This window comes from Pseudomonas sp. Z1-29, from assembly GCF_051131995.1.
Lineage (GTDB): Bacteria > Pseudomonadota > Gammaproteobacteria > Pseudomonadales > Pseudomonadaceae > Aquipseudomonas.
Genome location: NZ_CP071645.1, coordinates 3,030,020 through 3,053,250, shown reverse-complemented (window position 1 = coordinate 3,053,250; position 23,231 = coordinate 3,030,020). Strand labels below are relative to the sequence as shown.

Here is a 23,231-nt window from a genome sequence, read left to right as displayed (position 1 = left end):
TCGCTCCCACAGGGGTTGTTGTGCCTGGAAGTATTCGGGCACCCGGTCCTCCCTTAACACAGGGTTGTTGTGCCTGGGCATCATCGGGCACCCATTACCCCCGTGGCGAGGGAGCTTGCTCCCGCTGGGCTGCGAAGCGGCCCCAAGCCAGTCACTGCGGTGTGTCAGGCTGATTCTCCGTCAGCCTTTTTGGGGCTGCTGCGCACCCCAGCGGGAGCAAGCTCCCTCGCCACGACAGCTGCGGCGCTCTCTCAAATGAAGCTTTCATGACAAAAGTTCGGTAGCACATCGCCATTCCCGTCATGCCTGTGTGACGTGTTCGAGGGGACCTTTCAGGTCGTTTGGAGCCGGGGCGCGAAGCCGGGAGTGAGGCAATGGGGACTATGGAACGTTATTCGAAAGTGGGCATGCAGGAGCTGGACCAGCGGCTATCGAAGATCGTCGAGGCGGCGCGCAAGCAGCCGGTCTCGGTGTATCGCTACGGTGCGCCGTGGGTCTGGATCGTTTCCCAGGATGACTGGCAGGGCGCGCTCAAGGAAGTGTCCAGCTACATCCCCCAGGGCCACTCCCTGGTGCTGTTACGGCCACAGATCGACGACTTGCTGGCCGAACACCGCGACGTGCTGCAGGGCCTCAACGCCGATGCCGGCATGCTCATCGCGCCGCAGACGGCCATGCACATCCTGCTGCTGCAACTGCTCTATTCGGTGCCCAGCGAACAGCACCTCTACGAACAACTCAATTACAACCTGCTGTTCCGCTGGTTCGTCGGCCTGGACCTGAACCAGAAGGTCTGGAGCTTCAACGTGCTGAGCAAGGACCTCGCCACGCTGCTGGGCGATGCGCGGGCCGTGCGGCTTATCCAGAAAATCATCGCTGAAGTGTTCTGTGGCGCCTTGCTGCAAATGCCCGAGTTCTCCTTGAACTTCGCGCTGCTGCACACCTGGCTGGCCCGGCACGCCACGACATCGACCGCAAGCAATTGAGCCGTACTTTGAATTCAGGGGGTGGTGTGGAGCATTTTTTCAAATCGCGGCCGGCGCTGTGGGGCTGGCTGCTGTTGGCGGTCGGGGGGCCGTCGGCATTCGCGGCAGAAGGAGCGCCGGAAGCCGAAGCGGCGCCGGCTCGCCTGGTGGATGTGAACGAGTACTTCGTGCGCGGCAACACCGTGCTGGATGCCCGTGCGATCGAGGAAGCGGTGTATCCATTCCTTGGCCCGCAAAAGACTCTGAACGACATTGAAGGCGCTCGCGAGGCGCTGCAAAAGGTCTATCAGGCTCGCGGCTACCAATCGGTGTTCGTCGAGTTGCCGGAGCAGAAAGTCGAAGACGGCATCGTCTACCTTCAGGTCAGCGAGACCAAGATCGGCCGCGTGCGGGTGGTCGGTGCCAAGCACTATTCGCCGGTGGAAATCCGCGAAGATGTGCCGGCGCTCAAGGAAGGCGAGGTACCGGACTTCGCCCAGGTCCAGACCGAGCTGGCGCAGTTGAACAAGACCCCGGGACGCCAGGTCATGCCGCTGGTGCGCGAAGGCCAGCGGCCGGGCACCATGGACGTGGACTTGCAGGTCGAGGACCAGGATCCCTGGCAAGCCAGCCTGGGCCTGAACAACGACTACAGCGCCGACACCGAGAAGCTGCGCACGGTCGCCAGCCTCGGCTACAACAACCTCTGGCAACTGGGTCACAGTATTTCGCTGACCTTCTTCACCGCGCCCCAGGACACCGAAAACGCCAAGGTCTGGTCGGGTTCCTACACCGCGCCACTGAGCGAGCGCTGGAGCGTGCAGTTCTCCGGTTACCAGTCCGACAGCAACGTGGCGACCGTCGGCGGCAGCAACGTGTTGGGCAAGGGCCATTCCTACGGTGTGTCGGCGATCTACAGCCTGCCGTCCAGTGGCGCATGGGCCAACAGCTTTTCAGTCGGGGTGGATTTCAAGGACTTCGACGAAGAACTCAACCTGGGCGGCGCCAGCGACAAGGCACCGCTCAAGTACGCGCCGTTCACCTTCGCCTACAACGGTTTCCGCTACACCGAAACCAGTCAGTTGGGCCTGGGCCTGAGCCTGGTGGCAGGCACCCGTAGCCTGCTGGGTTATGACAGCGACGACGAGGAGTTCGACTACAAGCGCTACCGCGCCAGCCCAAGCTTTGCGGTGCTCAAGGGCGACGGCAATTACACCTTCACCTTCGGCAACGACTGGCAGACTGCCTCGAAGGCCGCCTTCCAACTGGCCTCCGGGCCGCTGGTCTCCAACGAACAGTTCTCCGCCGGCGGTGCCACGTCGGTACGCGGCTACCTGGCCGCCGAGCGCACCGCTGACGACGGCTACCTGTTGTCCCAGGAGCTGCGCACGCCGTCGCTGGCCAGGTTTCTCGGCAGCTATGTCCAGGAGTGGCGCTTCTATGCCTTCGCCGAGGGCGCGCAGCTGTACCTGCGCGACGAACTGCCCGACCAGGATCCCGATTACAGCCTCGCCAGCGTCGGCCTCGGCACCCGCGCAAGCCTGAGCAAATGGCTGTCCGGGAGCCTCGATTGGGGCTTTCCGCTGCTCGACGGGCCGAACACCACGAAACAGGAATCGCGCCTGCACTTCAACCTGCAAGCGACGTTTTGAACCCAGGAGTCATGTCCATGCAACGCTTATTCATACCGCTGTTGATCTGCCTGGGGCTGCTGCTTCCGGCGACCGCCAACGCCTGGTGGCAGGATGACTGGCACTACCGCAAACAGATTTCGGTGGACACCACGCCGCAAGGCGCGGCCATCGCCCAGGCCTTGGGCCGCACGGCGTTGCTGGTGCGCCTGCACACCGGCAACTTCACCTTCGACGGGGTCAAGGAGGATGGTTCGGACCTGCGCTTCGTCAGTGCCGACGACAAGACCGTGCTCAATCACCAGATCGAAAGCTTCGACCCGTTGATGGGCATGGCCCTGATCTGGGTCGATGTGCCGAACGTGGAAGGTGGCCAGCGCCAGGATCTGTGGATGTACTACGGCAACCAGAAAGCCCCGGCCACCGCCAGCGGCCAACTGGCCTTCGATCCGGACTACACCGCGCTGTATCACTTCGATGGCGCCACCGGCATTCCGCCACGGGACACCACGGCTTACGGCAACAACGCCCAGGGCGCGGCGGGCGTGAGCATCGACGGCGTGATCGGCCGGGCCCTGCAGTTCAACGGCCAGCCACTGTTGCTACCAGCCAGCCCGTCGCTGCAACACACCGCTGGGGCCGCGTTCACCTTCAGCACCTGGCTGCGCCAGGACCAGGCCAGCGGCGAGCAAGTCGTCCTGGCCCGTCGCGAAGCTGCCGCCAGTCTGTTGGTTGGGGTCAACCAAGGGGTGCCGTTCGTAGCGATCAATGATCAGCGTGCGGTCTCGACCCAGCCGCTGAACCCCGGCCAATGGCAGCACCTGGCATTGACCGCCTCGGGTGATCGAGTCGTGCTGTACGTCAACGGCCGCGAAGCCGCGAGCCTGGCGCTGGCGATGCCGGCGTTCAATTCGCCGATCGCCTTGGGAGCAGACGTTGCCGCCGGCACCTTCGCGCCGTTCAGCGGGGCCATGGACGAGGCGCGCCTGTCCAAGGTCGCCCGGCCCGCGCCGCTGCTCCTGGCCGATGCCAACGCCCAGGGCGCCGAATCGAAACTGGTGGCCTACGGTGTCGATGAAGAGCAATCCGGCTTCGGTTTCGGCAGCCTCGGTTTCCTGCTCAACGCGGTGCCGCTGGACGCCTGGGTGATCATTGCCGTGCTGGTGCTGATGATGTTCCAGTCGTGGGTCATCATGATTCGCAAGAACCGCATGGTCAGTCGTCTCAGTGCCGCCAACGAAGCGTTCCGCGAGCAGTTCGCCCGGATCGGCACGCGCCTGGAAATGTTCGCCGACGACCAGGAACTTGCCCAGCGCCTGCAACACTCGTCCCTGTGGCGCCTGTACCTGGTGGCGGTCAAGGAGATCCGCACCCGCCGCGAGCAGGGCGCCGACACCTCGACCGTCTCGGCCGCCACCATCGAGGCGATCCGCTGCTCCATGGATGGCGTGCGCACCCGCGAGAACCAGGCCCTGAGCTCGAAACTCTCGACTCTGTCCAACGCCATCGCCGGCGGCCCGTACATCGGCCTGCTCGGCACCGTGCTGGGGATCATGGTGGTGTTCCTTGGCACGGCCATGGCCGGTGACGTCAACATCAACGCCATCGCCCCGGGCATGGCCGCCGCGTTGCTGGCCACCGCCATGGGCCTGTTCGTCGCGATCCCGGCGCTGTTCGGCTACAACCGCCTGATCACCCGCAACAAGGAAGTCAGCGCAGACATGCGCGTGTTCGTCGACGAGTTCATCACGCGCCTGGCGGAGATGCACGGCGAAGGCCAGTCCGGTGAAGCGGCTCATCGCCGAGACCATCACGTCCAATCGTCCGTACCGGCCTGAGGAGCATCGCCATGGCTAGCGTAAATACGTCACACGATGACGACGATGATGCAGCGGTCGACAGCATCAACGTCACGCCGCTGGTGGATGTGCTCATGGTGGTGCTGGTGATGTTCATCCTCACCGCCACGGCGCAGGTTTCGGGCATCCAGATCAACCTGCCCAAGGCCAGCGCCTCGGTGTCGCTGTCGGAGGCCAAGACCAAGGCGATTTCGGTGAATGACGGCGGCCAGGTATTCCTCGATGCCTATCCGGTGACCCTGGCCGAGCTTGAGGAGCGCCTGCGCATCGAGAAGGCCCAGAGCCCGGACTTTCCGGTGATCGTGCGCGGCGACGCCACGGTGCAGTACCAGAAAGTCATCGAAGTGCTGGACCTGTTGCGGCGCCTGGAACTGTCCCAAGTCGGTCTGGTGACCGGCAAACCGAGCCAGGGCTGATCATGACCGCCAGACTTCCCGTCAACCCGCCCCCCGTGAAGCGCTCGCCGCTGCGCCTGCTCAAGTGGGCCGCCGGCCTGGCGCTGGCTGGCCTGGCGGCGTGGCTGCTGTGGCAATGGGCCAACGACATGAGCGGCGTGCGCCGTGAAGCGCCGAAGGTGCCGACGATTATCCCGCTGCCGCCGCCACCGCCGCCGCCACCGGAAAAACCCAAGGAGCCGGAACCCAAGGTCGAGGAAAAAGTGCCCGAGCCCGAACCGACCCCGGAGCCCGAAGAGGTCAAGCCCGAGGAGGAAGCGCCGCCGTCGCCGGTGGATGACCTGGCCAACCCGATGCAGATGGACGGTGACGCCCAGGCCGGCAATGACGCTTTCAACATTGGCGCGGGCAAGGGCGGCGGCATGGCCGGGGCAGGGGGCGGACGCCTCGGCAACGGAACCTATAGCCAGTTTCTGGCGTTCACCTTCCAGCGCTTGCTGCGGGAGAACCCTGACTTGCGCAGCCTGGCGTTTTCGCTGCAGGCCGACGTCTGGCTCAGCGCGGTGGGGGAGATCACCCGTGTCGAGCTGGTCAAGTCCAGCGGCAACCCGCAGGTGGATGAGCAAGTGATCGCCGCCCTGCGTGCCGCGCCGCATTTGAGTGAACGGCCTCCGGCCTCCCTGACTTTGCCCGTGCGCCTGTCCCTGCAGGGACGGCGTCCGGGTTAACCCGAATTCTTGAAAGTTTGCCAACAGGAGTTGTGTGCAGATGATTGCCAATGTGAATCGATTGTCGTGGGCGGTCGGCCTGGTTGTCTTGAGCCTGGCCGGGCACGCGTCGGCAGCCCCGGCGCCTTCGGAGAACGCCACGATCAATCTGATCCGCCTGCTGGTGCAGCAGGGCGTACTGAAGCAGGACCAGGCCGATGGCCTGATCGCCCAGGCCGAGCGCGAAGCCGTGCAGGCCCGTCAGGCTGCCACTGCCGTTGCCGCCGCACCCGCCGGTGCGCCCGGGGATGTGCGGGTGCAGTACGTGCCGAACATCGTGCGTGAGCAGATCCGCGACCAGGTCAAGGCCGAAGTCATGGCCACCGCCAAGAAGGAAAACTGGGCCCAGCCCAACACTTTCCCGGATTGGGTCTCGCGCATCAGTTTTGATGGCGATATCCGTCTGCGGGACGAATCGCGCTATTACTCGGGCACCAACAGCAACCAGATCGTCGACTTCGCTCGCCTCAACGACCGCGGCCCCTACGACGTCAACCCCAACAGCAGCTCGAACCTGCCGCCCTTGCTCAATACCCGCGAGGACCGCGAAAACCTCTTCCGCCTGCGGGCGCGCCTGGGCATGAAGGCGGTGATCGCGCCCGAGTGGACCGCGGGCATCCGTATCGGCACCGGCTCGGATAACAATCCGGTGTCCACCACCCAGACCCTCGGTGGCGGCTTCGGCAAGAAAGACATCTGGCTCGACCAGGGTTACCTGACCTGGAAGCCCTCGGACGAGTTGACCCTGACCGGCGGGCGTATCGCCAACCCGTTCTACTCCACCGACCTGCTGTACTCCGGCGACCTGAACTTCGATGGCGTGGCGGCGATTTTCAACCGCAAGCTCAGCCAGGACTTCGGCCTGTTCGGCACCGTCGGCGCGTTCCCGGTTGAGTACACCAACGACACCAGCACCAGCAACGGCACCGACAAGGAAGAGAGCGACAACAAGTGGCTGTACGGCGCGCAACTGGGTGCCAACTGGGCCATCAACGACAGCAACCGCGTCAAGGGTGCGCTGGCCTATTATCGCTTCGACGACATCGAAGGCCAGCGCTCGTCGCCGTGCGAGCCGTGGGCCGGTGACCCGGGCTGCGACACCGACGGCTCGCGCGTGGCGTTCATGCAGAAGGGCAACACGGTGTTCCTGCTGCGCGACATCACGCCCAACCCGCTCAATCCGGCTGCCACGCCCCAGCCGCAATACGTCGGCCTGGCCTCGGAGTTCAACCTGCTGGACCTGAACCTGGCGTGGGACACCGATCTGCCGGAAGACCTGAAGCTGCGTAGCCAGGCGCATTACGTGCACAACCTCGGTTATGACGAAGGTGAAATGCGCAAACGTTCGGAAGGGCAGTTCGCCAACAACCTCGATGAGAACGGCGAGGTGGAGAGCGGCGCCAACGCCTGGATGCTCCAGTTCACCCTCGGTAACTCGCTGGAGCTCAAGCGCCAGGGCGACTGGAACATGTTCGCTGGCTACAAGTACATCCAGCCGGACGCCTTGCCGGACGGCTTCAACGATTCCTCGTTCCACTTGGGCGGCACCAACGCCAAGGGCTATTTCCTGGGCGGCAACTACGGCCTGGCGAGCAACGTCTTCGCCACCGGGCGCTGGCTGAGTTCCGAAGCGGTGTACGGCGCGCCGTACGACATCGATGTCTTGCAGCTTGAAATCAACACGCGCTTCTAAGCGCCGGGAGGCCTCATGAAAAGGCGAGCCATCAACCCATGTCCTGCCGCGTTGCTGCTGGGCCTGCTGCTCAGTCCGTTATTGATCGGCAGCGCCCACGGTGAAGGCCTGGAAGAACGCCTGCGCACGCAACTGCGCAGCACCACCGCCCAGTTGCAGACGTTGCAGAGCGAACAGGCCCAGGCCAGCGTCGCCCGCCAGGCGGCGGAAAACCGCGCCAAGGAAGCCGAGGCGCAGGTCAAGCGCCTGACCGCCGAGCTGGCCAAGGCGCAAGGCCTGGCCGAACAACTGGCCGGGCGCCAGGAAAGCCTGCAAAGCCAGGCCCAGGCCCAGGTCGCGGCCAGCCATGAGCAGATCGGCAAGTTCAAGAAGGCCTACGACGAGCTGCTGGTCATGGCCCGGGGCAAGGAAACCGAACGGGCCCGTCTCGAAGCCCGGTTGCATGAACGTGACACACAAGTGCAGCAATGTTCGGTCAAGAATCAGCAGATGTACGACGTCGCCAAGGAACTGCTGCACGCCTACGAAACCATCGACGTGACCGACGTCATGAAGATCCGCCAGCCGTTCGCCGGCAAGGCCCGGGTACGTTTCGAAGAGTTGGCCCAGGGTTTTGGCGATGATCTCTACAAGAACCGTTTCGATGCGCCCCAGGCCTCGATCACCCATTGATAGCGCAAGGAAGAACCAACATGACTTCATTGATTGAACACGTCACGCCCGCATCCCTCACCGAGGTATTGCAAGCCGCCGGTTATCGGGTCAACGAAACCGAGCAGAACGGTATCGTGCAACTGCTCAGCGCCAGCCAGGGCATCGGTTATGCCGTGCGCTTCGGCAATCCGACGCCGACGCCGGGCCAATACCTGGACTTCACCTTCAGCTGTGCCTTGCGCGTGCAGGGTGAGTTGCCGGCCGGGCTGGCGGAGCTGTGGAATGCCTCGCGACGCTTTGCCCGGTTGTCGGTACAGGGCGAATTCCTGGTGATGGAAATGGACGTGGTGGTGGCGGCCGGTGTCAGCGCCGAGCACCTGCGCAGCAACCTGGAACTGTGGGACCGGTTGCTTCAGGAATTCATCGTCTACCTGCGCGAGTTCAGCCAGAACGCCGCCCGCCTGCACACCGGCGCCGAGCCCGCTGAAGCCGCGCCGGAGGAGGCCGCCGCACTGTGAAAAAGCCAACCTTTGTCATCAGTGCCGCAGCGCTAGGCCTGGTCGCCGTGGCTGTTGCCCTCGGCTTGCGTCCCGGCAACGATCCGGTGGCGGCGGTGCAACCGGTCAGCGTGGCGACAAGCGAGTCGCCGAGCCTGGCGCGGTTGGGCAGCCAGCAGGTCAGCCCGGAAGAACTCAAGGCGTTGCTAGCGGCGCTTGCCCCCGAGGTTCGCCAGCAGATGCGCGGCAACCGCGCCGCACTGGAGGGCTGGATCCGCGCAAGACTGGCGGAAAAAGCCGTGCTGGAGCAGGCCGATGCCCAAGGCTGGCGTCAGCGCCCGGAGGTCGAGCGCCAGATGCGCGCTGCGACCGAGCAGATTGTCTTTCGGGATTATCTGCAGTCGGTCAGCCAGGTGCCGGCCGGGTATCCCAGCGAGGATGAGCTGAAACAGGCCTACGAAGCGGGAAAAGCCAACTGGACCGCGCCGGCGCTGTACCGGGTCAGCCAGATTTTCCTTGCGGCGACCGAGCCACAGACCGTCGAGGCGGTGCGCCGCCAAGCCGTGGAGTTGAGCAAAAAGGCCCAGGCCGCGCCGGCTGAATTCGCCGCGCTGGCCAGCCGTTATTCCCAGGACCGCGCCAGTGCCGAGCGCGGTGGCGACAGCGGCTTCCAGCCGTTGCAACAGCTGGTGCCGACGGTGCGCGAGGCGGTGGCGCGGTTGAAGGTGGGGGCGATATCGGAGCCGGTGCAGAGCGCGGCGGGCTTTCACGTGATCAAGCTCACCGAGCAGCAACCGGCGCGGGAAGCGACCCTGGACGAAGTCCGCGAGCGCCTGACCCAGGCCTTGCGCGCCCAGCGCCAGGAACAGATCGCCAAGGCCTACCTGGACGGCATGCTCGACACCGCGACGTTGAGCATTGATGGCGCGCAGTTGAGCAAGGTGCTGGAGGAGGTTCGGTAGCTGGTTTATCGGGACTGCTGCGCAGTCCAGCGGGAGCAAGCGCCCTCGCCACGCTTAATCGTTTTCTAATGACAGGGAGTCACTCATGTCTTTCATAGAGCCCGCAGGACGCCAGGCTGTCACCGCATACCGCGCGCCCTTGCGCGCGCCTGAGCCCTGGTTGGCCTTGGCCGCCAGCATCGAGCCTCAGGTGGCGCAGTGTTTTCTGGTCAGCGCCCGTTGCGGCTGTTTCATGCAGGCGTCCCGCAGCCTGAACGTCAAGGCCACCTGGCTGCGCAAACAGTTGGCCCAGCTGGAAGCTCGCTTGCAGCGATCACTGTTCAGCTTCCAGGGCAGCACCCTGGCGCTTACCCGCGAAGGACGGCAATTGCAGGCGCGCTTGCTCGCCCTGGGCGAGGACGATCCGCCAGCGCTGGCCGATCAACCGCTGATTCGCCTTGCAGTGGCCGAGTCGATCCTGCACGACATTCTGGGTCGTGACCTGATCTCATTGTTGCGCCGCAACGCCGGCGTGCGCTTGCAAATCATCACCCTGGACAGCGAACTGGCGTTGCAGGCGGTCAGTGCCGACCTGGTGCTGTGGCTGAGTGACGGGCAGGAATCAACGCCGGGGCCGAGCGTTGCGACACAGCCGCCGGAGCGGCTGACGCGGCTGGACTATCTGCCGCACATCGCCAAGCGTTATTCCCGCCCGGCCAGCCGTCCGCGCCGGTTGGAAGAGCTGGACGACTACATGTTGGTGCAATGGCAGGCCGACAGCCAGGTGGGCAGTTTCACGCCGTGGAATACCCTCGTCGAGCAACGCCGCGCCGGCGTGGTGCAGGTGCAATCCTATGAGCTGATGCTGGAAATGATCCGCTGCTGCGCCTGCATTGGCCTGTTGCCGCAGTACATGAGCCATTTCGATCGCGGCCTGGTCGCGTTGCCGGGGTTGTTTGAGCAGCCGATGCAGCGCCATCTGTGGATGGCGGTGAGCACCGACGCCCGGCCAGTGCCGCAGGTGCAGATGCTCATCGAACTGATCCGCCACACGCTGGATGAGCGCAGGGAATGGTTCCGGGCTTGAACCACTTGGATTCGCGCTAAAGCAGCTTCAAGCCGTGATCGGCAATTCGATGAGATTGGGACGGCCCGAGCGAATACCATCCTCGACCGCTCCGGCAATGTCGCCGGCGCGCTCGACCCGGCGCGAAGCAACTCCCAAGGCAGAGGCGAGGGCCAGGAAGTCGATGGCCGGGTCGCGGATGTCCATGCCGATGAACTGGTTAGTGCCGGCACTGCGGTAATGCGCCTGGTTACGCGCGTAGTTTTTCAGAATGTTGTATTCGCCATTGTTCATGACCACAAAAGTCACCGGCAACGCTCGTGGGCGGCTGTCCACAGCGCTTGGGGTGAATACATCGCCGAGCCATCGCCGACCAGACACACCACCGGGCTGCGGTCCAGGCCAAGGGATGTACCGACAGCCGCCGGCATGCCCCAGCCGAGGATGGCGCTACGCGTAAACAGGTACTGGCTGGCCGAATGTGAGTCCAGGCAAGCACGCACGTGAGGGATGGTGACCGGCGCTTCGTCGACGATCCAGACGTCAGGGCCGATGGCCCGGACAGCTTCATGGGCCGCCACGAAAGGCGTGGTCACCGGCGTATCGAATTCACGGCGCGCGCGCTCGGCCACTTCGACCCGACGGTTATTGCGCTCGTGCGCAGCGACATCTCGCAGCGTCGCGATTGCCTGGCCGTGCGGGGCCAGTTGTTTATCCAGTAATGGCAGCAGCAGCTGCAACGACAGCCTTATGTCGCCTATCAATCCCAGCGCCGTTTCATGGACCCTGCCCAGTTGGTGGCCATCGCCGGTCAATTGAATGAGGCGGCAATGTGGGGGAATCGCCGGGCCGTCCGAGTATTGGTAACTGATCAGCGAATGGCCGCCGAGAAGCAGCACAGCGTCGAATTCAGCGAATGTTGCCCTGATGTCGGCAGCCTTGGGCGCCAGGGCGCCTCGCCATTGAGGATGAGCGGTGGGGAACGGGATATGCCCGGGCCAGGAGGGCCCGAACACCGGCGCGCCGAGCGCTTCGGCGAGCCTCACCGCTTCCGCTTGCGCATTCGACTGGAACACCTCTTCACCGACGATCATCGCCAGCCGGCCCGGGGTAACCGTCGATAAAGCGTCAGCCAATGGCTCGATTGCTGCGGTCACCGCACCCCGTTCGATTCGCGACGGCTGGCCAGCACCGGTATCCGTGTGCTGCTCCATCACGTTGATCGGCAGCGAAAGGAACACCGGGCCGGTCGGCCCCGTACGGCAGTCCTGCAGAGCGCGGCGCAACAGCATCGGGATATGTTCGGGATGCTGGATTTCCTCCGCCCACTTGACGCTCGGTCGGGCCAGGCTGACCAGATCACCGTGAAGCAGCGGATCGGTTACCCCATGGCGGGTGTCTTGCTGGCCTGCGGTGATCACCAAAGGCGTGTTCGCCATCTTCGCGTTCAGGATGGCGCCCATCGCATTACCCAGCCCACCGGCCGTATGGAGATTGACGAAAGCGGGGCGCCCGGACGCTTGCGCATAACCGTCGGCCATCGCCACGACGGAGGCTTCCTGGAGGCCGAGCACGTAGTGAATATCAGAGACGCCTGAAAGCGCATCGAGCAACGGCAGCTCCGTGGTGCCTGGATTGCCGAAGACATGGCGAACGCCTTCGCTGCGCAGCACTTCTACGAACAGGTCCGCGCCACGTTGCCCACGGATGCTGGACGGGACACAGGGGGTTGAGGGCATGGCGCGAAACCTCACTCATCTGGAAGAAACAATTTACCCTGCTTTCGTGGCTATCGGTATGCCAGCTAAAACTGGCGATACGACTTGCCTGCCCTATTGCGTAATGCGATAAACCGTTTTCCGGTTCTGTTTCGTTACATATTTTCTTCATCAGGCCGACATCGTTTGATATCCAAGAGCGCAATCGTCAATGCCTGATCGTAAAGCCAGCCTTCTTTTTGCCGCCGCCACCGCGACTGCCGTCATGGCCGTCACCGCGGCGGTGGGGCCGATCACGTTGTTCTGGACCAATGAGACGCGTCTGGAGCGAAACGTGGTCGAGTCGCAGATCGAGCGTATCCGCAATGTCCAGGGGTTTCTGGTCGACGCGGAGACCGGCGAGCGTGGCTACGCCTTGACGGAAAAGGACGACTTTCTACAGCCGTACTATGTCGCCGTGTCTCACTTGCCTCCTGCCATCAAAAGCCTGCGAATTGCCTATCAAGGGGATCCGGCCGAAGAGATTGCGCGTGTCGAAGCATTCATCCGGCACGCCGAGCTGAAAATGGTCCACCTGGACAGGGTCGTGAAGCTGGTCAGCCATAACGGCAATGATGCGGCAGAGGCCGAGATCGCCGCTGGTGGCGGCAAGGAACTGATGGACACCGTGCGCGCCTTGACTGCGGAGCTCATTGCTGACGAAACAGAGGAGCTTGTGGCGCTCGAACGCCAGCTTTTGAGCAACATTCGTTGGGCGGTCGCGATTTCAATCCTCAGTTTCATCGTTACCCTGGGTTTGGGGCGTTTCATCTACCTGTCCATGCGCAGCAGTGTCCGCCGTCAATCGGAGTCTGCCGTGGCGGCCAACCTGGCCAGCGATCAACTGAGCCTGAGCCTGGCGCGTTTGAAACGCCGAAATGGCGAGATTGGGCTTCTCGCGGAAATGGCCAGGCTGATGCAGACGGAGTTGTCCCAGAAGGAAACGCTTCAGTTGGCCAGTACTTACTGCCAAAAGTTGATACCTGCAAGCGAGGGGGAGTTCTTCCTCTATCGCAACTCGGCTGATGTCCTGCAACACGCCGCAGCGTGGGGACAGGCCGAGGAAAAGGGCATCGATGCGATACTCAACCCCAAGGATTGCTGGGCGATCAGGCGGGGACGCTGGCATTTGTCGGTGCACAACCACGATCTTCGCTGCCCTCATTACCCAGCAGCGTCTGGCACTGACCCAGTGACTGATTGTTGTCTTCCGTTGATGGCTTACGGTGAAATCCTCGGCCTGTTGCATATCCGTCAAGTCGGCTTGCGCGACCTGTCCGAGGAGGGCCTGCAGATCGCTGAAGCCGTGGCGGAACAAACGGCACTGGCGTTGGCGAATGGCCGCATGCGCCAGGTGTTGGAAACCCAGTCCATAAAGGACCCGCTGACCGGGCTGTACAACCGCCGCTTCATGGACGAGACGCTAAACCGCGAGTTGGTGCGCGCCGAGCGCAACGGGGCGTGCCTGAGTGTCGTGATGATCGACCTCGATAACTTCAAGCAGCTGAATGACTCTTACGGCCACTCGGCAGGCGACGCCGTGCTGCGTGCGGCTTCCGCCTTGATCGTGCAATCGCTGAGATCCTCCGACATTGCCTGCCGATTTGGCGGGGAGGAACTGATCATCATCCTTCCGGACTGTCCGCCCGAAGGTGCTGTGGCCCGAGCCGAATCCATACGGGTGTCTCTGGAAGAGATGAGTCTGGTTGATCACGGCCAGACGCTCACTGCGACTGCTTCTTTCGGAGTGTCCTCCACACAAACCTGCGGGGCCAATCAAAACGCACTGTTGAAGGCCGCTGACTCGGCGCTTTACGCGGCCAAGCGTTCTGGAAAGAACCGGGTTGAATCCTGGCCCTTGTCAAAAAGGTGAGCCGCAAAGCTTGCGTCAGCGTCGAGGCTTATAGCTCACAGGTGGCGCGGATAGCTTCCACGGCCCGCTCACCGATCACGACGCAGGGCGCCATCGTGTTGCCGCTCGTGACATGGGGCAGGATGGACGCATCGGCAATGCGCAGGCCCTGGATTCCGTAGACGCGTAATTGACTGTCCACCACGGACATCGCGTCCCGGCCCATCTTTGCCGTACCGCACTGGTGCCAGTAGGTCACCGCAGCGTTGCGAGCATAGTGTTCCAACGCTTGGATGTGCAGTTTTCCAGGCAGGCTTTCGCCCTTTACCAAGCCCTTGAACGGCGTCTGGGCGCCCAGTTCCTGGACGAAACGAATGTTTTCCAGGGCGTTGCGCCGATCGGTCGGGTGCGACAGGGTGTTGGGCTGAATGATCGGAGCATCGCTCACATCCGGGCCGCTGAGCGTGATCCGACCGCGACTTTGCGGGTGGGCAAGGCCAGCGAACATCGTCCAGCCATGGGCGGGAACACCGAGTGCGGCGGTCTCTGCGCTGGGCACTGGAAATTCAACCTGGCAGTGGAACATGTCCGGAAGATGCAAGACGCTTTCGCTGCTCCAGTAGAGCGTCGCCTCCGAGCCGCCGTAACCCACCGGTTGCGGCTTCGCGTATTCGAAGATAACCGCAAAGGACACGTGGTCCTGATGGTTGGCGCCGACGCCGGGCAGGTGCTGGACGAGCGCAATGCCATGGCGCTGCAATTCATCCTCCGGCCCCACGCCGGATTGCATCAGGACCTTGGGCGTGTTGACCGCACCCAGCGAAAGAATGACTTCGTGTTCGGCGTAGAAGCACTCGGCCTGGCCATTGCTGATGGTCTGCACGCCGATGGCGCGTTGGTCGCTGAAGAGCACCCGGCTGACAAGCGTATCGGTCAGGACGGTGAGGTTGGGCTGGCCGCAGCGTGGAGCGACGTAGGCGCGGTAGATCGAATGACGCCGGCCATCCTTGACGATGAGATCGTTCAAGGCCGCACCTCCGCGGCCCTCCATCATGGCGCCGTTGGGGTTTTCAAAGGTGGGGATACCCATTGCGGCAGCTGCACTGAGCAAGGCGTTGGCAATCGGTTGCGCGTCCCGAACAGGCGCAACATGAACCGGTCCGCCGTTGCCGCGACGCAGCGGATCGGCGATGCCCCGATAGTCTTCCACGCGTTGATAGATCTTCAGGACCGAGGCGTAGCCCCAAGCAGGATCGCCGCTGTCGGCGGCGAAGTCTTCCCAGTCGTTCTTGTGACCTCGGGCCCACAGCATGACATTGACGCTGGACCCGCCGCCCAACCCGCGTCCCATGTTCAGCGGCATCTTCCTGTCGTTGAGGTGAGGGTTGGCTGCACCGACGAAGTTCCAATCGCGCTCGCTGCCCAGGTTCAACGGCCAATGCTGCGGTTCCAGCACATGTGGATGCTCATCGCCGCCGCCGGCCTCGATGAGCAATACCTGGACCTCGGGATTCTCGGCCAGCCGTCCTGCAACGACGGAACCGGCAGTCCCCGCCCCGCAGACAATAAAGTCGTAATGGTGCTTCTTCAGGGCGGGATTCACGGGCATGAGCGGGCTTCCTTTGCAGGGTTCCTGTTATCGAGTTCAGCGCAGCAGCGGCCTGGGTTACTGGCTCTTCTGTACGGCCTGGATGATGACTTTTGCGACGTCTGCCGGGCGTGATTGCTGTGGCACGTGGCTGGCTTCGATTTCGCTGACCTTGGCACCGATCTTCTTGGCGAAAGCCCTTTGCAGATCTGGCTGGATCATCCGGTCTTCCTTGGCCACGACGTACCAGGTCGGCTTGCCTTTCCAGGCAGCGGCGCTGGTCTTGTCATCGAAGGCCGAGGCGCGGATCGGCCCTTGCGTCGCGGCCATTACCGCGGTTTGTGCTGGGGGAAGGTCCTGGGCAAAACCGCGAGCCATGCCCTCGGTGGTCATGTAGAGGAAGCCGTTCTTGTCGGCGGCGATGTCTTTCACGCCGGATGGAGCCGGGAATTCCTTGCCCAGGTCCTTGACGGCCTGACCGGCATCCGGAGCAAACGCGGCGACGTACACCAGGCTGCGAACTTTCTTGTCGGTGCCAGCCTCGCTGATGACGGTGCCGCCCCAGGAATGGCCGACCAACACGACGTCGCTCTCCTGGTTGTTCAGTACACGCTGCGTGGCGGCGACATCGTCAGCCAGCGAAGTCAGCGGATTTTGTACGACAGTGACCTTGATGCCTTCCGCCTGCAGCAGCGGGACGACCTTGCCCCAGTCGGAGCCGTCGGCGAAAGCGCCATGGACGATCACGACTGAAGGCGGTTGTGGCGCGGCATGGACGGCGCCGCCGAACAATGAACCGGTCATGGCGAGTGTGAGGGCAAGGGCCTTGGGTTTGAACATGATGCGATCTCCTGTTTGGGGTGAGCGCAGTTTCGGCGATACTCGGCGGCCCGGGTATCGGTCGTTTATCCGAGGCCATCAACATTCAATCAGATACACGGAGGTAACGAGATGACGACAGCTGACTGTATCGGGGTGGAAGACGCCATCCTGGCGTTGTCCATGGTCGGCGACCTGAGCATGGGCCAGCCGTTCGATCAGTCGCGTCGCACCGCCCGCTTGGTGCAGATGCTCGCGCAGACTTGCAACGGTGCTGGCGAGCACACCGAGACCGGACGCCAGGTGGCCTTGCTGCGCTGGTCAGGCTGCACCGCCAATGCCGAGGGCTTCACCCGGCTGCTGGGCGACGACGTCGAGGGCCGCAACGCGATGCTGACGCATACCCTCAGCGAGGCGGGGCAGCGGGCGATGCGCCGGTCGACGCCGCTGGCCCAGATTCATTGCGAAGTGTCCGGTGATATCGCTCACACATTGGGTTTGAGGACCGAAGTCGAACAGGGTCTGCGTCATGTGTTCGAGCAATACGACGGTGAAGGAAGGCCATCCGGCCTGCGACATCCGCAGGTGCCGGAGGTGGTTTATCAGGTGTTGCTGGCGGGGGATCTGGAGATTCTGTCCCGTACGCATGGGCTGGAGAGCGCATTGCAATGGATTGCCAGCAAGCGCGATCGCCGTTATCCGGCAGCGCTTGCCGCTGAAATGCTGCAAAACGCCGAAGACTGGCTGGATCAACTGCGCACGCCGCAGTCAGTTGATTCGCAGGTAGCCACGGCACAGGTGCCGTTGAGCCTGGTTGCTGATGTGATCGATCTCAAGCTGCCGTGGCTGGCGGGGTACTCGCGACGTGCCTCGGAGCTGGTTCGAGAGGCCGCCAGGCTTTCCGGGCTGTCGGCGCCGGCCATTGACCATCTCGGCCAAGCGGCGCTGATCCATGGCATCGGCCGCGCGGCGGTGCCCAATCGCCTCTGGAATACACCGGGAGCCTTGCTCGACGGGGATCTTGAGCAAGTGCGGTTGGTGCCCTACTGGACATCGCGAGCCTGTGGCCAGATACCCGCCCTGGCGGTGCCGGGTCAGTTGGCCGCGCATGCCTATGAGCGCCTGGATGGCAGCGGTTATTTCCGCAGCCTGGGCGGCGACACATTGCAAACCGAACATCGTTTGCTCGCCGCGGCCCTGGCTTGGCAGGCGATGCTCAGCGAGCGGCCGTGGCGGCCGGCCTTGAGTCACAACGAAGCGAGTTGCCTGTTGATGGCCGAGGCGGATCAGGGACGGTTCGATCATCGGGCTTGCCAGGCGGTAATGGCGGCGTCACGCGGGGAGACCACGATGACAGCCTGCAAGCCGGGCGGTGGACTGCTCTCGGAGCGTGAAACCGAGATTCTTCGGCGCATCAGTACCGGGGGAAGCAACAAGGAGGTGGCACGCCAGCTGGGTATCAGCCCGAGCACGGTGCGCACCCATGTCGAAAGCGTGTTCCGCAAGCTTCACTGCACCACCCGGGCGGCGGCGACGCTGAAGGCCCTGACACTGGGTTTGATTTGAAGCCGGCAGTGACTTAGCGTCCGCCCGTTCTTTCGAACAACCGGCTTCTGAGCGGCAAATCGCTGGTGCGGTTGGCCGAGGCTTTGCCGATTGCATTGCACAAGGCCCGGACGACGGGTACGTAGCTCACCTGGCTGGGCTGGCAGGCCTGGAGCTCACCCGTGGGGTTGATCAGGTGTACCGCGATGTGCCCTGGCAGCCATGAGACGAGTGGCCAGCGGGGCCGCTGGGCGAGGGTCGGGCACAGATCAGCGGCCGTCGCGCCAAATTCAGCAGAGGCCACGAACGCGACGCCCATCAGGCACGCGCCTTCCAGCTGAGCGCGCAGGCGGCCGGGGTTTTCTACAGCGCCCAGGTCCGCGACAAACACCGTGTCATGCACAATCAGGCGACCCTCGTCGCTCAGCTCGACATCGAGTACCGCGGCCATGTAGCTCTGCGCATCGTAGTGGGCGGCGATGCCCTGCGTTCGGCGACCTCCCGAAGGCTTGCCCCAATGGCTTTTCGTGGCCGCTTCGCTGATGACATTACGCATTCGCTGGGCGTCGAAGCCTGAACGGTGCTCAGCGCCATGGTTCAGTGTCGGGGCCGAATCGATCAGTGAAAGCAGGTAGTCTCGTTGGTCGCGCCTGCACGTAGGGTCCTGTGCGGCCATGAGTTGCTGTTCAGCGCCCAGGCGAAGCAACAGGTCTCTGCGGCTCAGAATGCCGTCTGGCGTCATCGGCCAGATGAAGTGGTCAAGTGCGCTGTCGTGCCCGTCGGGGTGGTTCATTACGTTTCTCCTTCCGGCTGATGACAAGAGCTCCAGCAAAAAAACAACGGCGGATTCAAATCCTTGCTCAAGCCAGGACCCCGTGGGAGCGAGCCCGCTCGCGAAAGCGCCGGTCCAGCTTGCATCGCTATGGGATGTGCTGACGTCTTCGCGAGCAGGCTCGCTCCCACAGGTTGGCGCTGGCGCCGCAGGAACAATCCTGGCGTTACTTTAGGCGGGACGATCTGACGTCAGGGTGACGGGAGGCTGACAGGAACATGTCAGGCGATAGAAGGGGGCGCTCGACGCAGCGCGCCCCCCGTGTGTCTCAATAAACCTGAGGAACGATGATTTCTGGCGGCGTCGGACTGCGGAAGTAGTCTTCCTGCCTGACGCGTTCCGGTAGCTCGATCACCGGGAGCTCGACTTCTTCATAGGGCATCTGGCCGAGCAGGTGGTGGATGCAGTTGAGTCGCGCTTTTTTCTTGTCGTCGGCTTGCACGACCCACCATGGCGCCTCGGCGATATGGGTGCGTTCAAGCATGATCTCCTTGGCCTTTGTGTACGCCTCCCAGCGCCGCCGGGACTCCAGGTCCATGGGGCTCAGTTTCCATTGCTTGAGCGGGTCATGGATACGACTGAGAAAGCGCAGGTGCTGTTCCTGGTCGGAAATGGAGAACCAGTACTTGATCAGCTGGATGCCTGAGCGGGCCAGCATGCGCTCGAACTCGGGCACGGTCCGGAAGAACTCTTCGTACTGATCGTCGTTGCAAAAGCCCATGACCTGTTCGACGCCTGCGCGGTTGTACCAGCTGCGGTCGAACAGGACGATTTCACCGGCGGCCGGCAAGTGTGAAACGTAGCGCTGGAAATACCATTGGGTGCGTTCGCGGTCGTTCGGGGCGGGCAGGGCGGCTACCCGGCAGACCCGAGGGTTGAGGCGCTGGGTGATACGTTTGATGACTCCGCCTTTGCCGGCAGCGTCGCGCCCTTCGAAGAGGATCACGACCTTGTGGCCGGTCTTGACCACCCAGCTTTGCAGCTTCACCAGTTCGCCTTGCAGGCGGAACAGTTCGCTGAAATAGATTCTCCGGGCTTCTTTTTCTGATCCTTCTGGAGCCTGTCCATCGAACAGGGCATCCAGGTCGTGTCCGTCTTCGGCCAGCTCCAACTCCAGTTCTTCATCGCTGTGATCGAGCAGTTCACGGTGGATGCGCTGTATCAAGGTGTCGTCTGTCGAGGACATGGTTGTGGGCTCGCGTCGTAGGAGATGGCGAAGTGTTAGTCGTAATTTGTTACGAGGCGATTACAACCGCCGCCATGGTGTAGGCGATATCTGACGGACATAAGTGCACTTTGCCACTGCGTATTCATAAAACCGTAACAAGAATGTTGCAGAGTTCCCCGGCCCGTCATCACAAGGAATTTCTTTTAATGAAAAGTTTGATGAAGTCTGCTGCGCTCGCCGTTACGGTTTCTCTTTGTGCCACCTCGGCGTCCTTCGCTGCAGAGAATGTCCGTCTGACGGGGTCCGGGGCGAGTTTTCCAGCTCCGATCTACCTGACCTGGTTCAAGGATTTCAGCAAGAAATCCGACGGTGTCACCGTGGATTACCAATCCAAGGGCAGCGGTGCGGGCGTACAGGACTTCCTGAACAAGACCGTTGATTTCGCCGCCAGTGACTCGGCGATGAAAGAAGAAGACATCGCCAAGGTTGCCGAAGGCGTGCAGTTGTTGCCGATGACCGCCGGTGAAATCGTGCTGGCCTACAACCTGCCGGGCAATCCCAAGGGCCTCAAGCTGCCACGCGATGTGTACTCGAACATCTTCCTGGGCAAGATCACCAAATGGAACGATCCGCAGATCGCTGACGCCAACCCGGGCCTGAAACTCACCGATACGCCGATCACTGTCGTTGTACGTGCGGACTCCAGCGGTACCACCGCGGTGTTCACCAAGCACCTGGCAACCATCAACCCGGAGTTCAAGACGGCGCTGGGCGAGGGCAACACCGTCAACTGGCCGGCCAGTGACAAGTTCATCAAGTCGCCGAAAAACGATGGCGTGACCGCGACTGTGCGTCAGACCCCGGGCGCGATTGGCTATATCGAATACGGCTTCGCCAAGCTCGCCAAGGTCGACTTCGCCCAACTGCAGAACAAGGCCGGCAAGTACGTCGTGCCGAACGCCGAGAGCGGTGCAGAGGCCCTGGCGGCGGTGAAGATGCCGGAAAACCTGGTGGCCTGGCTGCCGGATCCGGACGGCGCCAAGTCCTACCCGATCACGTCCTACACCTGGATGATCTTCCGCAAGGACAACGGCAACCCGGCCAAGGCCAAGGCCATGCGTGAAATGGTCGAATACAGCCTGACCGAAGGGCAGAAGATCGCCGATTCGATGGGTTACATCCCATTGCCGGCGTCGGTCGTCGAGCAGGTTCGCAAGGCATCCGCCAACATTCAGTAACACCGTGAGGTCTCTCTCGGTGTGTGCCTCCGCGCCACGCCGGGAGAGTTTTCCCCCTGTTCCGGACTTAGCCCATGAACAAACCTTTTGTCGTACCGGTTAATCCGGACTCTGCCTGCCAGCCACCCTCGACGAAGGATTTCCTGGTTGATCGCACTTTCCGTGCGCTAGCGCGCATCGGCGTGGTGCTGATTCTGGCGCTGGTATTTGCGCTGGTGTTCGAGGTGGGACGCAAGGCAATTCCCGGCATGGAGAAACACGGTTTCGACGTGCTCCTGGGCAGCGTCTGGGACGTCAACCAAGGCAAATACGGCATCCTGCCGGCTATCTGGGGCACGCTCTACAGCGCCTTGATCGCGTTGTTGATCGCCGGATTTTTCGGCGTCAGCATGGCAATCTTTCTGACCCAGGATTTCCTGCCGCCCAAGCTCGCGGCGATTTTCCGCACCATCGTTGAACTGCTCGCGGCCATCCCCAGCGTGGTCTATGGCCTGTGGGGGATCTACGTGGTGATCCCGGCGATCCGACCGCTGACAACCTGGCTGAACAGCGAACTCGGCTGGATACCTTTTTTCGGCACGTCCCTGAGCGGGCCAGGGCTGCTGCCGGCGGCGCTGGTGCTTGCGATCATGATTCTGCCAACCATCGCAGCCGTTTCGCAGGATGCGCTCACCGGCGTACCGATGAAAACCAAGCAGGCCGCCTACGGCATGGGGACGACTCACTGGGAAGCGATTCTCAAGGTGATGGTGCCTTCCGCCGCCACCGGCATCTTCGGCTCCCTGGTGCTGGGCCTCGGGCGTGCCCTGGGCGAGACGATGGCGCTGGCCATGCTGGTCGGCAACGCCAACAACATTTCCCTCTCGCTGTTTGCTCCGGCCAACACGCTTGCTGCCCTGCTGGCGTTGAACTTCCCCGAGGCCGGGCCGAACGAGATCGAGGTGTTGATGTATGCCGCCCTGGTATTGATGTTGATTACGCTGATCGTGAACATTTTTGGTTCGATGATCATGATGTATGCCCAACGGGGTAACAAGTGATGACAGACCTCACTGCCGCAACAGACTTGACCGCGCCATTGGGCGCGATGCCCAGCTTGCAGCGCAAGTTCGAAGGCCGCGCACTGCGCAGCCTGATCCTGACCACCCTGGTCTGGGCGGGGGCGCTGCTCGCCAGCGTGCCGCTGATTTCCGTGCTCTACATGCTGATCACCCGTGGTGGCGCGCGCCTGAACCTGGAAGTCTTTACCGAACTGCCACCGACCGGCTTCGAGATGGGTGGCGGCTTCGGCAACGCCATGGCCGGTACCTTCGTGATGGTCGGTATCGCGGCAGCCATCGCGGTGCCGATCGGCATCATGGCCGCCGTCTTCCTGGCTGAGCTGGGGCCGGACAGCAAGTTGGGGAACGCCGCGCGGTTTGCCGCGAAGATGCTCACCGGCCTGCCGTCGATCCTGGCCGGGGTATTTGCCTACGCCCTGGTGGTGATGACCACCGGTACGTATTCGGCGCCGGCGGGCGGCGTGGCACTGGCCGTGCTGATGCTGCCGATCGTCGTGCTGACGGCGGAAGAGTCGATGCGCATGGTGCCCAAGATCATGAAGGATGCTGCCTATGGCATGGGCTGCACCCGCTCCCAGGTGATCTGGAAAATCGTCTTGCCGACCGGCATGCCGGCCATCCTCACCGGCGTCATGCTGGCCGTGGCACGTGCCGCGGGCGAGACCGCGCCGCTGCTGTTTACCGCGCTGTTCAGCAACTACTGGATTTACCACCAGGGCAATCTCGAGGTCATGAACCCGACGGCCTCGCTGGCGGTGCTGATCTACAACTTCTCCGGGATGCCTTTCGACAACCAGCTCGAGCTCGCATGGGCGGCCTCACTGGTGCTGGTGATGATCGTGCTGTTCGTGAACATCATCAGCCGTATTTTCGGCAAGCCCAAGTATTAAGAACGGGAGCATC

19 protein-coding genes and 1 pseudogene are annotated in these 23,231 nt (G+C 62.8%); 15 read left to right on the top strand and 5 right to left on the bottom strand.

Annotation, left to right across the window (positions count from 1 at the left end; translation table 11 throughout):
• The first annotated feature begins 383 nt into the window (after positions 1-383).
• From J3P84_RS13930 to J3P84_RS13885, 10 genes are all read left to right on the top strand, one after another.
• A complete protein-coding gene (locus J3P84_RS13930) occupies positions 384-986 on the top strand; it encodes a transposase (RefSeq protein WP_434631310.1) in 603 nt (200 codons plus the stop codon).
• A 26-nt stretch (positions 987-1,012) separates the two neighbouring features.
• Entirely contained in the window at positions 1,013-2,617 is a 1,605-nt protein-coding gene (locus tag J3P84_RS13925; RefSeq protein WP_434623664.1) for a ShlB/FhaC/HecB family hemolysin secretion/activation protein, read from the top strand.
• Positions 2,618-2,634: 17 nt separating this feature from the next.
• Complete coding sequence (locus tag J3P84_RS13920; RefSeq protein WP_434623662.1) at positions 2,635-4,434, top strand: DUF2341 domain-containing protein; 1,800 nt, start codon at positions 2,635-2,637, stop codon at positions 4,432-4,434.
• 11 nt (positions 4,435-4,445) lie between these two features.
• Positions 4,446-4,871 carry an ExbD/TolR family protein gene (locus tag J3P84_RS13915; RefSeq protein WP_434568441.1) on the top strand — a complete coding sequence of 142 codons (426 nt, stop codon included), beginning with the start codon at positions 4,446-4,448 and terminating at the stop codon, positions 4,869-4,871.
• Positions 4,872-4,873: 2 nt separating this feature from the next.
• Complete coding sequence (locus tag J3P84_RS13910) at positions 4,874-5,578, top strand: energy transducer TonB family protein (RefSeq protein WP_305501091.1); 705 nt, start codon at positions 4,874-4,876, stop codon at positions 5,576-5,578.
• Between the two features lie 40 nt (positions 5,579-5,618).
• Positions 5,619-7,310: a putative porin gene (locus tag J3P84_RS13905; RefSeq protein ID WP_434623659.1), complete on the top strand. Its 1,692-nt coding sequence runs from the start codon at positions 5,619-5,621 to the stop codon at positions 7,308-7,310.
• Positions 7,311-7,325: 15 nt separating this feature from the next.
• Positions 7,326-7,982 (top strand): DNA repair protein, encoded by a 657-nt coding sequence (locus J3P84_RS13900; RefSeq protein ID WP_434623657.1) that lies wholly within the window; start codon positions 7,326-7,328, stop codon positions 7,980-7,982.
• 20 nt (positions 7,983-8,002) lie between these two features.
• Positions 8,003-8,482, top strand: a complete 480-nt coding sequence (locus J3P84_RS13895; RefSeq protein ID WP_434568437.1) for a YbjN domain-containing protein — start codon at positions 8,003-8,005, stop codon at positions 8,480-8,482.
• Complete coding sequence (locus J3P84_RS13890; RefSeq protein ID WP_434623655.1) at positions 8,479-9,423, top strand: peptidylprolyl isomerase; 945 nt, start codon at positions 8,479-8,481, stop codon at positions 9,421-9,423. The genes J3P84_RS13895 and J3P84_RS13890 overlap by 4 nt, the downstream gene beginning before the upstream one ends.
• Positions 9,424-9,508: 85 nt before the next feature.
• Complete coding sequence (locus J3P84_RS13885; protein WP_434623653.1) at positions 9,509-10,489, top strand: LysR substrate-binding domain-containing protein; 981 nt, start codon at positions 9,509-9,511, stop codon at positions 10,487-10,489.
• A gap of 27 nt (positions 10,490-10,516) precedes the next feature.
• Here the strand turns inward: J3P84_RS13885 and J3P84_RS13880 are convergent.
• Positions 10,517-12,207: pseudogene (locus tag J3P84_RS13880) on the bottom strand (thiamine pyrophosphate-binding protein).
• Positions 12,208-12,397: 190 nt separating this feature from the next.
• Between J3P84_RS13880 and J3P84_RS13875 the strand changes: the two are divergent.
• Positions 12,398-14,098, top strand: a complete 1,701-nt coding sequence (locus J3P84_RS13875) for a diguanylate cyclase (RefSeq protein WP_434623650.1) — start codon at positions 12,398-12,400, stop codon at positions 14,096-14,098.
• A gap of 28 nt (positions 14,099-14,126) precedes the next feature.
• Here the strand turns inward: J3P84_RS13875 and J3P84_RS13870 are convergent, their stop codons facing one another.
• Both J3P84_RS13870 and J3P84_RS13865 read right to left on the bottom strand, forming a co-directional pair.
• Positions 14,127-15,686: a GMC family oxidoreductase gene (locus J3P84_RS13870; RefSeq protein ID WP_434623648.1), complete on the bottom strand. Its 1,560-nt coding sequence runs from the start codon at positions 15,684-15,686 to the stop codon at positions 14,127-14,129.
• Between the two features lie 57 nt (positions 15,687-15,743).
• The gene (locus J3P84_RS13865) at positions 15,744-16,505 is read right to left on the bottom strand and encodes an alpha/beta hydrolase (protein ID WP_434623646.1); all 762 of its coding nucleotides are present in this window, start codon (positions 16,503-16,505) and stop codon (positions 15,744-15,746) included.
• A gap of 111 nt (positions 16,506-16,616) precedes the next feature.
• On the opposite strand from J3P84_RS13865, the gene J3P84_RS13860 reads away from it, so the two are divergent.
• Positions 16,617-18,050, top strand: coding sequence for an HD domain-containing phosphohydrolase (locus J3P84_RS13860; RefSeq protein WP_434623644.1), 1,434 nt, complete (start codon positions 16,617-16,619; stop codon positions 18,048-18,050).
• Between the two features lie 13 nt (positions 18,051-18,063).
• Here the strand turns inward: J3P84_RS13860 and J3P84_RS13855 are convergent, their stop codons facing one another.
• Positions 18,064-18,822, bottom strand: coding sequence for a hypothetical protein (locus tag J3P84_RS13855; protein ID WP_434623641.1), 759 nt, complete (start codon positions 18,820-18,822; stop codon positions 18,064-18,066).
• Positions 18,823-19,129: 307 nt separating this feature from the next.
• The gene (ppk2, locus tag J3P84_RS13850; protein ID WP_434623639.1) at positions 19,130-20,047 is read right to left on the bottom strand and encodes a polyphosphate kinase 2; all 918 of its coding nucleotides are present in this window, start codon (positions 20,045-20,047) and stop codon (positions 19,130-19,132) included.
• Between the two features lie 188 nt (positions 20,048-20,235).
• Here ppk2 and pstS point away from each other — a divergent pair, with 188 nt between their 5' ends.
• The 3 genes from pstS to pstA all read left to right on the top strand — a co-directional run bounded on the left by pstS (position 20,236) and on the right by pstA (position 23,218).
• The gene (pstS, locus tag J3P84_RS13845) at positions 20,236-21,267 is read left to right on the top strand and encodes a phosphate ABC transporter substrate-binding protein PstS (RefSeq protein ID WP_434623637.1); all 1,032 of its coding nucleotides are present in this window, start codon (positions 20,236-20,238) and stop codon (positions 21,265-21,267) included.
• A gap of 74 nt (positions 21,268-21,341) precedes the next feature.
• Positions 21,342-22,307 carry a phosphate ABC transporter permease subunit PstC gene (gene pstC, locus J3P84_RS13840; protein ID WP_305501066.1) on the top strand — a complete coding sequence of 322 codons (966 nt, stop codon included), beginning with the start codon at positions 21,342-21,344 and terminating at the stop codon, positions 22,305-22,307.
• Entirely contained in the window at positions 22,307-23,218 is a 912-nt protein-coding gene (gene pstA, locus J3P84_RS13835; protein WP_434623635.1) for a phosphate ABC transporter permease PstA, read from the top strand. The genes pstC and pstA overlap by 1 nt, the downstream gene beginning before the upstream one ends.
• The last annotated feature ends 13 nt before the right edge of the window (positions 23,219-23,231 follow it).